General features: G+C 35.8%; 13 protein-coding genes. 5 read left to right on the forward strand and 8 right to left on the reverse strand.

Features of this window, described 5'->3' with window-relative positions; translation table 11 throughout:
* The first annotated feature begins 55 nt into the window (after nucleotides 1-55).
* On the forward strand, nucleotides 56-1,033 hold the full coding sequence (locus tag AAEY55_RS01890; protein WP_179808123.1) for a GGDEF domain-containing protein: 978 nt from the start codon (nucleotides 56-58) through the stop codon (nucleotides 1,031-1,033).
* A 392-nt stretch (nucleotides 1,034-1,425) separates the two neighbouring features.
* On the opposite strand, the gene AAEY55_RS01895 is transcribed toward AAEY55_RS01890, so the two are convergent.
* The gene (locus AAEY55_RS01895) at nucleotides 1,426-1,764 is read right to left on the reverse strand and encodes a YajD family HNH nuclease (protein WP_086997751.1); all 339 of its coding nucleotides are present in this window, start codon (nucleotides 1,762-1,764) and stop codon (nucleotides 1,426-1,428) included.
* 366 nt (nucleotides 1,765-2,130) lie between these two features.
* On the opposite strand from AAEY55_RS01895, the gene AAEY55_RS01900 reads away from it, so the two are divergent.
* The gene (locus tag AAEY55_RS01900) at nucleotides 2,131-2,439 is read left to right on the forward strand and encodes a hypothetical protein (RefSeq protein WP_179808122.1); all 309 of its coding nucleotides are present in this window, start codon (nucleotides 2,131-2,133) and stop codon (nucleotides 2,437-2,439) included.
* A 52-nt stretch (nucleotides 2,440-2,491) separates the two neighbouring features.
* On the opposite strand, the gene AAEY55_RS01905 is transcribed toward AAEY55_RS01900, so the two are convergent.
* Nucleotides 2,492-3,106: an ACP phosphodiesterase gene (locus AAEY55_RS01905; protein ID WP_086997747.1), complete on the reverse strand. Its 615-nt coding sequence runs from the start codon at nucleotides 3,104-3,106 to the stop codon at nucleotides 2,492-2,494.
* Nucleotides 3,107-3,630: 524 nt separating this feature from the next.
* On the opposite strand from AAEY55_RS01905, the gene AAEY55_RS01910 reads away from it, so the two are divergent.
* The gene (locus tag AAEY55_RS01910) at nucleotides 3,631-4,002 is read left to right on the forward strand and encodes a hypothetical protein (protein WP_182683938.1); all 372 of its coding nucleotides are present in this window, start codon (nucleotides 3,631-3,633) and stop codon (nucleotides 4,000-4,002) included.
* Between the two features lie 359 nt (nucleotides 4,003-4,361).
* On the opposite strand, the gene AAEY55_RS01915 is transcribed toward AAEY55_RS01910, so the two are convergent.
* The 4 genes from AAEY55_RS01915 to AAEY55_RS01930 all read right to left on the reverse strand — a co-directional run bounded on the left by AAEY55_RS01915 (nucleotide 4,362) and on the right by AAEY55_RS01930 (nucleotide 7,329).
* On the reverse strand, nucleotides 4,362-5,336 hold the full coding sequence (locus tag AAEY55_RS01915; RefSeq protein ID WP_350549860.1) for a transposase: 975 nt from the start codon (nucleotides 5,334-5,336) through the stop codon (nucleotides 4,362-4,364).
* A gap of 219 nt (nucleotides 5,337-5,555) precedes the next feature.
* Nucleotides 5,556-6,221: a hypothetical protein gene (locus AAEY55_RS01920; RefSeq protein WP_197184617.1), complete on the reverse strand. Its 666-nt coding sequence runs from the start codon at nucleotides 6,219-6,221 to the stop codon at nucleotides 5,556-5,558.
* Between the two features lie 54 nt (nucleotides 6,222-6,275).
* Nucleotides 6,276-6,689 carry a hypothetical protein gene (locus AAEY55_RS01925; RefSeq protein ID WP_350549864.1) on the reverse strand — a complete coding sequence of 138 codons (414 nt, stop codon included), beginning with the start codon at nucleotides 6,687-6,689 and terminating at the stop codon, nucleotides 6,276-6,278.
* Nucleotides 6,682-7,329, reverse strand: coding sequence for a hypothetical protein (locus AAEY55_RS01930; RefSeq protein ID WP_350549867.1), 648 nt, complete (start codon nucleotides 7,327-7,329; stop codon nucleotides 6,682-6,684). Before AAEY55_RS01930 ends, AAEY55_RS01925 begins: the two co-directional genes overlap by 8 nt.
* Nucleotides 7,330-7,776: 447 nt before the next feature.
* Here AAEY55_RS01930 and AAEY55_RS01935 point away from each other — a divergent pair, with 447 nt between their 5' ends.
* Nucleotides 7,777-8,502 carry a hypothetical protein gene (locus AAEY55_RS01935; protein ID WP_350549870.1) on the forward strand — a complete coding sequence of 242 codons (726 nt, stop codon included), beginning with the start codon at nucleotides 7,777-7,779 and terminating at the stop codon, nucleotides 8,500-8,502.
* Nucleotides 8,503-8,504: 2 nt separating this feature from the next.
* A complete protein-coding gene (locus AAEY55_RS01940; RefSeq protein WP_197184613.1) occupies nucleotides 8,505-9,050 on the forward strand; it encodes an AAA family ATPase in 546 nt (181 codons plus the stop codon).
* Between the two features lie 721 nt (nucleotides 9,051-9,771).
* Here the strand turns inward: AAEY55_RS01940 and AAEY55_RS01945 are convergent.
* Together AAEY55_RS01945 and AAEY55_RS01950 are read right to left on the reverse strand one after the other, a co-directional pair.
* Nucleotides 9,772-10,056 carry an addiction module antidote protein gene (locus AAEY55_RS01945; RefSeq protein WP_096793685.1) on the reverse strand — a complete coding sequence of 95 codons (285 nt, stop codon included), beginning with the start codon at nucleotides 10,054-10,056 and terminating at the stop codon, nucleotides 9,772-9,774.
* 5 nt (nucleotides 10,057-10,061) lie between these two features.
* Nucleotides 10,062-10,358: a type II toxin-antitoxin system RelE/ParE family toxin gene (locus AAEY55_RS01950; protein ID WP_350549874.1), complete on the reverse strand. Its 297-nt coding sequence runs from the start codon at nucleotides 10,356-10,358 to the stop codon at nucleotides 10,062-10,064.
* Between the last annotated feature and the right edge of the window lie 133 nt (nucleotides 10,359-10,491).

Genomic DNA, 10,491 nt, shown 5'->3' on the forward strand with positions numbered 1-10,491 from the left:
TAAGCTATCACTAGTTTAGGTTTGGCATTATTATACTTATTACCTTGAGGCATTTATGTTCAAGCAACTACAAGAAAAACATCAGCTTTCTATTCTGCTTATACTCAGTATTGTGTCAGTATTTGGTATTACGCCATTTATTATTATTCGTTTTATAGAAAATAACATAGTCGCAGCGCTAATTGACTTAGCCATTGTAAGCGGTATTTTAACCTTAGTCGGTTATGCCCATTACACTAAAAAGCCGCGTGTTATTAGCGCCGTTATTGCATTGCTTGTTAATATTGGCGTTATTGCCATTATAATTACCAACGGCATTAACAGTATGCTATGGGTTTATCCGGTAGTAGCCGTTACGTTTTTTTTAGTTAAACCAATAGAAGCGCTCATACTCACCCTTAGCAATGTGGCAATTATTGCGAGCATACCTAATTTATTCGATGTTATGCCACTAAACTCTTACTTTACAACCAACTTAATGCTAGCTGCCTGTGCTTTTGTATATGCCTCTTTTGGCAACAAGCAGCTTGCTTTACTTGCAGAACTAAACAGTACCGATCCTTTAACCGGCGCATTAAATCGCCGTGCGCTTAACGATGATACACTAGCCGCCATTTCGCGAGCAGAGCGTTATAACAGCACTTATTTATTAGCGTTTTTAGACTTAGACTTTTTCAAAAAGGTAAACGACGAATTCGGCCACGCCGAAGGAGACAGAGTACTAAAGCAGTTAGTGTCAATTACCAATTCACATATAAGAGAATCAGATAAGCTATACCGCTTTGGTGGCGAAGAGTTTGTGCTAATAATTCCCGAAATCCCGCCCCAAGAGCAAGTTAGCTTTATAAACAAGCTACGCGAAACAATAAAAAACGAGTTAAAAACACCTGCGGGTAACTCAGTTACTGTATCTTTTGGTGTTGCAGCTTGGGTACCGGGCACCACAGTTGCTAGCTGGTTTAAACGCGCCGACGATGCTATGTATCAAGCAAAAAAACAAGGCCGCGACTGCGCCGTATTTAGTAACGATTAGGTTCTGCTGACCTTTGCGGATTAAAATTCGTTCAAACTAGGGGCGAGTTAATCACGGCGCGAGGTTTGTAACCTAGTGGGCTCGACAACTGCTCCTGCGTTATTCTACTGGCTTACATCCATGTAAGAATAAGCAAAAACCGAGCAAAGCTTTTGCATCCTGCTCACGCCCCTAACAAAGAGTTAATTGCCCCTAAGAACCCTTCGGGCAGCGCATGTTTGGTATTGATTCTACGTTATCGCCTATTTATGGGGAATAACCACACCACATAGGCTCTGCCTTGCCTAAATACCAAACACACTGTTGCAAATTTAACCTTGAAAGATAAACAGACCCTAAAGCTTTGAAATAAGTAAGCTAAACTAACCACTTGGCCAAAATGGCTTTACCCATTATTTATCTTTGTTTAGCAGCGCCTTTAAGTCGGCAAACGGGTTATGTGTAGCCGCCACCACTTTTTGCTCTGTAGTGCCGCCGTACAACACATATTCGTGATATTTATTATGCTCATTATCATGGCAATAAATACACAATAACTCCCAGTTACTACCATCATCAGGGTTATTATTATGGTCATGATCAATATGATGCACCGTTAACTCTCGTAAATTAGAATACTCAAACTCACGTGCACAGCGCCCACATACCCAAGGGTACAATCTTAACGCTTTAATTCGATAACCTTCTTCTTGCTGCTGATAAGCCTGCATACCACTCGTGGTTTTACTCATTAACTTATTACTACCGTCTTTTTACAATAAGCCCAGATTAGCCTTTAAAAACCACTTTGAACAGCGCCTTTTATTTTAACCACCGAGCTTTGGTTAAGATATTTACTAACACATTGAATAATAATAATGATGTTTAAACTTATTTTCTCTAGCCAGAGATTTTCAGTGAAAATAAGGCGAATTTACGCGTTAATGGCTGGCCTATTGCAAATAAATTCAACGCAGTTAGCGCTGAAAATAGCTGCTTGAGATAAATTTATTATCCAGAGTTTAGGTTAACTATCCTCAAAGTTGTTGCTCACCTAAAAGCTTGGGTATAATGAGCACTTATGGCTGTATTTGTTAGCCTACAACTTGGATAAAACAATGAAAAAACTCTCTGCAGTGCAAATAAAACAGCAAGCGCTTGTCCTTAATATTGCCGATACACTCGAAAAACAAGGCCTAGCAGAACTCCCTGGTATGCTGCAATGCTGGTTTGACGTTCAATATCACTTATTCCCTGGCTCCTTACTACTGTGCTTTCAATTTGACAACGAGCAAGCCTTAGCTGCAGCAAAACCAGAGTTATTAAAATGGCAAAAGCGCTTAAGCGCAGCCATGCTAAAAAAAGGCGTTGTTTTAAAAGATATGCGTAAACATTTAGTATTTACATTAGAAGCACCCGATTGCTAAATCAGGTTTATTACCGAGGATAAAAAGTAGATTCGGGGATTAAATCCCCCGACTATAAAGTATAAAACCCACGGATGTTTTTAGCGTTTTCAAGATTAAACTGATTTACATGCGTAATCAGCTCAGGGAAAAATGCTAAAAATACAACATTCAATTCATCATAATGCTTTGCTATATCATCAACAGCACCAGCAAAGGTATTAGTAAAGCGAATGCGCTTGGCTATATTATCAAGTGCTAGCCCTACCCCATCAAGGGTTTCGTACTCTTTAAACCAATCGTTGTCGGTCATGTGTTTTACAACGTGCTGCATTCGCGGCGGCATTACAGGCATACGCTTATGCAAAAGCGCAAAGCTAGTTTGTTTAAAGTCGTTTAATGGCTGTAGATTATATTTTTGCCAATGCATAATTAAAAAGTGATCAAACACCACATCAATAGCCACCCCTGCAAAACGCTTACGCTTAGATGAAAAATACTGTTTAGCCTCTTTAACTATAGGATGAGAGTCAGTAAATTTATCCACTAAATAGTGATTATCGAGCGCATTCTTTACCGTTATAGGTATCTGGTTTAAATGCCGTTGACCACCAAAGTCGCCCAGTAAATTACCAAAGTGCGAATCGGCCGTAGGCTGTGCTAAATAAAGATGAGCTAAATAATTCAACGTGTTCTCGGGTTTGGTTAATACCTTTTAGATAATAACGCAGTTGTAGATGACATTCATATAAAGGAAAAGTGAAAGGCTTTAAGCTTCAAGGGAATGATATTTTAGTTCGTGATTTTTTCACCAATAAAACACAGACTCCTGCGCTCCCCATAAAAAAGACAACACAAACCTGCTCCCCACCCAATTACAATTATGTTTGATTAATTCAGTAAAGAGTCAGCCCTATTTTGCTATCAATGTTGCTGTATTTTTTCGGTACTGCATGAGTCATAAAACGCCTTGCTTAACCTTAACTATTAAACCTGAACTCTGGTTAAGAGATTTACTAACGTATTGAATCATATTTATATTTAATTTTATTTTCTCTAGCCAAAGGCTTTCAGTGAAAACAAGGCGAATTTACGCGTCAATAGCTGGCCTATTGCAAGTAAATTCAACGCAGTTAGCGCTGAAAATAGCTGCTTGAGATAAGTTTATTATCCGAAGCTCAGGTTATTAAGCTCACAGAGGCACAACACGTTATGACAACTACTTTTTTAAGCCAATTACAGCAAGTCGCACTGCAACAAGCCCTTATCAGCACCAAGCTTTTAAACAGCTACACATTAAAGAGCAATAACGCACCATCGCCCAAGCAACAAGCCTATAGCTTAATTGCTGTCGCGCTATACCGCTTTAATCTACAAAAAATAAAATGGTCATCTTTTTTAAAAACAGCCATAAATACAGCAAACAACACATGCCAATGGTTAGCCACCGAACTTGTCAGGTGCCAACAAGACTATAAAGCCCAACCTCATGACGCTGTAATTAGCGAACAAAGTGCATTCATTAGTGGTATTTTTAGCGAAGAACTCGCTTATATTGATAGTTTATTGGGGGCTGAAGCGTAAGCTCTTAAGTTTATTTAAGCAATTATGTAAACTGTCGGATGGCACGGCTGCGCCGCTTATCCGGCCTACCTTATTTGCGTTGTAAGGCGAAGATTCAGTACTTTCATCACTTTAAAAATAGTTTCCCAACGTGGTTTGGTTTTACAAAGGTTTGGGGGCAAATCTTGACTTCACACATCAAGCTATCTCGCAGTTTTTCGAATTGTAATTTGACCTTATCGTCTTCAATTATTAACTTATTTAGCCTACATACCGTTTGAGATATGGCTGAATAATGTTGAACATTCGAAGGTTTGGGGTCAAATCTTGACTTCACACATCAAGCTATCTCGCAGTTCTTCGAATTGGAAGGTTTGGGGTCAAATCTTGACTTCATACATCAAGCTATCTCGCAGTTTTTCGAATTGTAATTTGACCTTATCATCTTCAATTATTAACTTATTTAGCCTACATACCGTTTGGGATATAGCTGAATAATGTTGAACATTAAAAATAACGGCTAACGCTTTTAAATTTTGCCCAGTTAAATCTTGGCATAATTTAATAGCAAACATACGTGGCAAGTTTTTCTCTTTTCGCCCTTTTTTAACCGTTACAATATCATGTGTATCTATACAAAAATATTTAGCTAAGTAATCAATTACATCATCCGTTGAGCGTTTTTTAATAACAATACTTCTTTCGCTATCTGGTATTGCTATATACCCCTTTATTTTTTCAATAAATGCGTCACAACCCAAAACTGAAAGTAACTTTTTAGCGCCATAAAACGTACTTACCTCTTTATTATTTTCATATTCAACAAACTGTTTGTACGCAGCATATTTACGATTTTTTCCTTGAAGCGAAAATATAAAGTCTCGAACTAGCCATTTTGGCGTCGCTGTTTTTTTGATGAAAGCTGAATAGCTAGACCATTTATAGTCAATGAGTACATCTACTAACGGTGTACTTGTTTCTATTGGGTTACGATGTATATAACGGCTAACATGTAGTAAGTAATTATCAGCATCCACCAGCACCGCCTTGTAGCGACCTCTAAACAGTGCACCATCTGTATTATGTGCTCTATTAAAATATTGCGTATAGAGGCCATTAATATGCTTCATGGCTCTGCCTAAATTTGCATCTGGGGTTTTTATTAACAGGTGGTAATGATTGGTCATTAAACAATACGAATGTACTTCAATATTAAAACGAAGGCTTGCTTGCTCAATGCAGTATAAAAAACACTTAAAATCGTCATCACTCAAAAAGGTATTTTCACGCCCTCTTCCGCGATTCATCACATGATAAAACGCATTTTCATACTCTATTCGCAGTGGTCTAGACATAATAATAAACTCAATGAGCAATAAACTATAAATCTAGACCATTAATGTATGAAGTCAAGATTTGACCCCTTTGGTTAACTCACTCAATAAGCAGTAAACTATGAATCTAGACCATTGATGTATGAAGTCAAGATTTGACCCCAATGACCCTCTAAAACATTAGCTTTTTGGATAGTTAGGTTTGAAAATACTTTTATAATAAAATATATACAAAAATAATTATTTTATTAAGTTATGAATACTTTTATATACTTCTTCAGAAATATCTTCAATACTTTTGATAGAACCACCTTTAAGGCAATTAATTATTTTCCAATTTTTGGAGTTCGATGCAAGGGAGTTGTAAACTGTTGCCACCTTTTCTAAATAGCTAGAATCTTCTTCATGAAGGTCTTTAGCTTTATCAGTATAATCTCTGGTGTTCTTCAGTAGCACAAGTTTTGATGAGCTCGCAGCATCTAAATTTAATAAAATATTAATATCAGCTTTTGGAAGACCATATACGTTATATTCTAGATTTTCTATCCATAGTTGGAGCTCTAATCTTTCAGAGCCAGATATTTTAGCTGATTGATGCGCAATGTTTGATGAAACATAACGATCTATAATCACTACTTTACCTGCAGATGAAGCTTCAAGTATTGAAGCTTTTTTCTCGAAACGATCTCCAGCATATAGCATCGATGCAAGCTTGGGAGGTACAACATCTAACCCACCAAACTCTCCGTTCAAATAACAACCAACTTCTTTACCAAAAAATGTTTCCGAATAGCACGGAAATCCCATTAAAGTAACATCAATTCCTGATTTCGATAATCTATCCGCAAGTAACTTAGCCTGTGTATTTTTCCCGCTACCATCAATACCTTCAATTGCTATAATCATTTAAATTTTATTCTCTATGAAATTATTAGTAATAAACTTTTTTAATACTTTGAATTAAAGAACCAAACGCATTCTTAATTCTTTTAGGAATGAAGGGTCAATATTATTCTTTTTCAAGATTTCAAGATGCTTTGACTTTCTCATTTCTGGTGAATAATAATCTGAAATATCTGACTCTTTTTTTATGTCTTTCAAAGTATTAAAAACAGTATTAGCTACATCAAGCAACTTCCCTTCTAATTTTCCATTTTCTATTTTAAGTTTTTGGTCTAAGTCGCCAGTGAACATACCAGCATTAAACACTGTTAAATTAGGCTGCTCATGCTCTATTTCTATGTGGTTGTAACCAACTAAGTAAATTAAATTTGAAATTATAAGTTCACTATTGGGTGCATTCAGAATTTCATCGAATTCTAAATTAAGAAAGTTTTCAGAATCAAAAAAATCATTTATTTGCATATTACCCATTATTTCTCCAAAATTGAACTGCTGCTAAACTTTCTTCATAAGTATCAGTCACGAGAGAAAAAGCTTTAACAATTTGATCTATATCGCTATTATCTTCACTATATTTCAATTCACCACTACCTATCGGTGCTAGGTTAATTTTATTTGTGATGATACTTGATTTTACAAATTTTCTGCCTACAACTACACCAGTTACATTATACTTTTTAACGACATCTAAGTAAGCCTTGAGGTCTTTTATAGTTACATTTTTGATAACAGGCTTGATATAGAGGTACAGAGGAACGTTAAATTTTTCTATCAACTCAAAACTTCTGAACCTAGACTCTGGTGAAGCTGTACCGCGTTCAATAGTATTCCAATGGCTAATTGTTGTCGAGGAAATGAATATCGATAGCTGTCCAATATATGTAATATGAGGTATTAATCTCTCTACATCATCTGAAGAAACGAATTGTTTAGTGGCAAATTGTATCAAATTATTTTTTTTTAAAAAATACTGAATTACTTCAACAGTAATACTCTTATTAACTTGGTCCCAACACTCGGAGTAGCAGCCCAAAGATATTATGGTACCATTTTTCCCTGGTATAAATTGGCTGTGACTTTCAATTTTTTTTATTAGTTCTTGGCTGCTCAAGGCTAATAACTTGTCTGCATTAATCTTATAATTTAGAGATGGGAGGTAACAGTAGGAACAACGAGATTTACACCCTAATGTCGAGTTCACAAATAACCTATCACTTGTTCCATATACATACATTACACAGTCCTTTTTATAGTAACGCTAAACCTTACTTGATAGAACACTCGGTCGCTATTGAAAAACTAATTATTATAACCTTTAAATCAACTAATTATTAGGACTTTTTACTTGTTAAGTTTCGATGATTTATTATATTCAATGATATAAATTTAAATGCCTAACCCGACACTAAAATATGAGTAGTGCAAACCCACTACGCTACACCTTAATAATAGAGATCTTGAACTCAAGAATACCTTATAATAAATACTTACCTTGACTTAAAGCGCTTCTTCTATATAAATCAAGTAAATAATAGTCACATCCAACCATAGGTACACAATGAAAAGGCAAAACATCGTCCAAGTTTTAATCCTTTTATTAGGTCTAATCTTAATGCTTTCAGCATTTATTGTAGAAAATAGTAATACCAACACAATCCTACTAAGTATTGGTTGTTCGATAATATCCGTCGTCATTATTAACTTTGTGGATTATCACATAACATTACCCGAGAAAAAAACAACTGAGATAGTGAATAATTGGAAGTTAATTTCAATATTTGAAACTAAACAAAGCATGAATAAAGAAGCTAATATTTGCCTTGAAAAAGCTAAAAAATTAGACATTGCAGCTTTAGGCTGCAAAGGACTCCTTAATTATTGCGGAGATACAATTAAAGAGAGATTAAATGATGGGTTGGAGATAAGGTTTTTAATCCCTAAAAAACATTCTGCGTATATACATCAGAGAGAAAAGGATGAAGGGGCTTCAAAAGATGAGATAAATAATAATCTTGAATTTCTAGTTAGCTGGTCCACAAAAACTATTAAAGATTTAGATTTAAATCCAAATCAAATAGTCATTAAAGAGTACGATCATTTACCAATAGAGTCTATTATGAAAGTAGATAAAAATTTATTTACAGGTCCATTTATGGTGGATAAAGTTAGTCAATTGACGATGGCATACCAATATCGAAAGGGCGGCATTGGTTATGAATATTATGAAAAATATTTCGATTCCATATGGAGTAAAAGTACGTCAATAAATTTGGTAACTAATTAAAAATGAAAAGAATACTTATCACGGGTGTGTTTGCGTCAGGCAAAAGTACTTTAATCCAAATGATAAAAATTGAACTGGAAAAGTTGGGGAAAAAAGTTTTCGTTTTTAATGAAGTAGCTAGAGAATGCCCACTGAACTTAAACTATGAACAAAATCTATTAACTACATCATGGCTTGTCATGAGACAAATGGAAAATGAAATAAGTAAACTTAATAAAGAATATGATTTTGTTATTTTTGATAGAGGGCTACCTGATATAGTTGCTCATACTAGAGTAATTATTAGTAGCAAAAATGAAGATTCTATATTTTATGAAAAATTAAAAGAGCTAGGTGAGGCAAGTCTTAAAAGCTTTGATTATGTATTTTTATCTTTGATGTCTGAAAAATTTCAAATTCAGACTGATGGATTAAGAGTTAATGACCCTTGCTACCAGCATCGATTGGAGTCTATCCATACTGATTATCTGCGGGATACTAGATGTAAATTTGAAACACTACTCGAAGTAAATAATGAGCGTTTGATACAAGTATTATCAATAATATAAAGAGTAGTTTAAAAGGAAGAGCTAACGTGGCAAACCGATGTAACTTCACACCAATTATGCTTTGAAAGATTGAGCGTGATGCTCGGGTGCGCTGAGAGGTGACGAATAACCGAAGCGTAGCTTCGCAGTATGAGGAAGTGAAGGCATGGATGCCGACAGTAACCCAGCTTCAAGGATGAATTATTTGCAGCAGAGTTAAGTTTGAAAATATATAGCCCCTCTTTGGCTGCTGTCGCCAGCGCGACAAAACCTTGAATAAGGTTTCTAATATTTAAAAGTACGAAACGTATTCGCGTTATAGGTGATAATAACCTCAAACACCTATTCAAATACTGATTCGGACTACCGCCCGCGCGTCAGCAAGCTAAACGCCTACAATAAATAACACATACTCTTGGTTTTTGAGCGAGTAAGCATATTTGTGATTTGTTGGGTTTCGTTTCACTCTACCTAGGGCGTGTTGATCTTTGTGGATTGAAATTTGTTCAATCTAGGGGCGATTAAATCGCGGCGCGAGGTTTGTAACCTAGTGGACTAAGTAAAAACCGAGCAACAAAGAGTTAATCGTCCCTAGAAAGAACCCAAAGGGCAGCGCATGTTTGGTATTTATGCTGCGTTATCGCCTATTTATGGGGAATAACCACACTACATAGGCTCTGCCTTGCCTAAAAACCAAACATACTGTTGCAAATTCAACCACCAAAGATCAACACGCCCTAGCCTATGCAACTTGTGTTGTAAGGCGAAAGTTAAGTGCTTTCATAACTTTAAAAATAGTTTCCCAACGTGGTTTAGTTTTACCGTTAACTGCTTTATATAAGCTTTCACGGTTTAACCCCGTTGCTTTAGCAATATCACTCACGCCATGTTTTTTTACTAATAAGCCAAGTGCTTCAATAAAGGTATTTGGATCATCATCAGCTAAACACTCTTCTAAAAATGTATTAATTTCTTGCTGTGTTTCCATATAGTCAAACGGGTTAAAATCTGATGTTTGTAGCGTCATAGTAATTACTCCAATTCACTTAAAAGAACTTTTGCTTTGGTAATGTCTTTACCTTGTGTGCCTTTGTGTCCACCATTGAGTAGTAAAATAACTTCACCACCTCTAATTATGTAATAAACACGATAGCCTTTCCCTACGAAAATTCGCATTTCAGATATGCCACCACCAACAGATTCACTATCGCCAAAGTTTCCATTTATGGCGCGTGTAATACGTTTAGCTATTGCCATAAAAGCTTGACGATCTTTGAGCTTTTTAAGCCATTTATCGAACTTGTTGGTTTTCTTAATACGATATTTCATAAAACCATTGTAGCCCAAAGGCTACATGCGTACAATTTTATTTAAGGGATACAGAATTTTAATTTAACAATCAACGCGCCAGCAAGCTGTACGCCTACAATAAATAACACATACTCTTGGCTTTTGAGCGAGT

It is taken from the genome of Pseudoalteromonas sp. 120-MNA-CIBAN-0494 (assembly GCF_040308885.1).
Taxonomy (GTDB): Bacteria; Pseudomonadota; Gammaproteobacteria; order Enterobacterales; family Alteromonadaceae; genus Pseudoalteromonas; species Pseudoalteromonas nigrifaciens.

Excerpts from the sequence above, each read along its gene's own strand:
- AAEY55_RS01940 (WP_197184613.1), top strand. The coding sequence starts at position 8,505 with ATGAAAAGAATACTTATCACGGGTGTGTTTGCGTCAGGCAAAAGTACT.
- AAEY55_RS01950 (WP_350549874.1), bottom strand. The coding sequence starts at position 10,358 with ATGAAATATCGTATTAAGAAAACCAACAAGTTCGATAAATGGCTTAAA.
- AAEY55_RS01910 (WP_182683938.1), top strand. The coding sequence starts at position 3,631 with ATGACAACTACTTTTTTAAGCCAATTACAGCAAGTCGCACTGCAACAA.
- AAEY55_RS01935 (WP_350549870.1), top strand. The coding sequence starts at position 7,777 with ATGAAAAGGCAAAACATCGTCCAAGTTTTAATCCTTTTATTAGGTCTA.
- AAEY55_RS01925 (WP_350549864.1), bottom strand. The coding sequence starts at position 6,689 with ATGGGTAATATGCAAATAAATGATTTTTTTGATTCTGAAAACTTTCTT.
- AAEY55_RS01895 (WP_086997751.1), bottom strand. The coding sequence starts at position 1,764 with ATGAGTAAAACCACGAGTGGTATGCAGGCTTATCAGCAGCAAGAAGAA.
- AAEY55_RS01945 (WP_096793685.1), bottom strand. The coding sequence starts at position 10,056 with ATGACGCTACAAACATCAGATTTTAACCCGTTTGACTATATGGAAACA.
- AAEY55_RS01890 (WP_179808123.1), top strand. The coding sequence starts at position 56 with ATGTTCAAGCAACTACAAGAAAAACATCAGCTTTCTATTCTGCTTATA.
- AAEY55_RS01915 (WP_350549860.1), bottom strand. The coding sequence starts at position 5,336 with ATGTCTAGACCACTGCGAATAGAGTATGAAAATGCGTTTTATCATGTG.
- AAEY55_RS01920 (WP_197184617.1), bottom strand. The coding sequence starts at position 6,221 with ATGATTATAGCAATTGAAGGTATTGATGGTAGCGGGAAAAATACACAG.
- AAEY55_RS01900 (WP_179808122.1), top strand. The coding sequence starts at position 2,131 with ATGAAAAAACTCTCTGCAGTGCAAATAAAACAGCAAGCGCTTGTCCTT.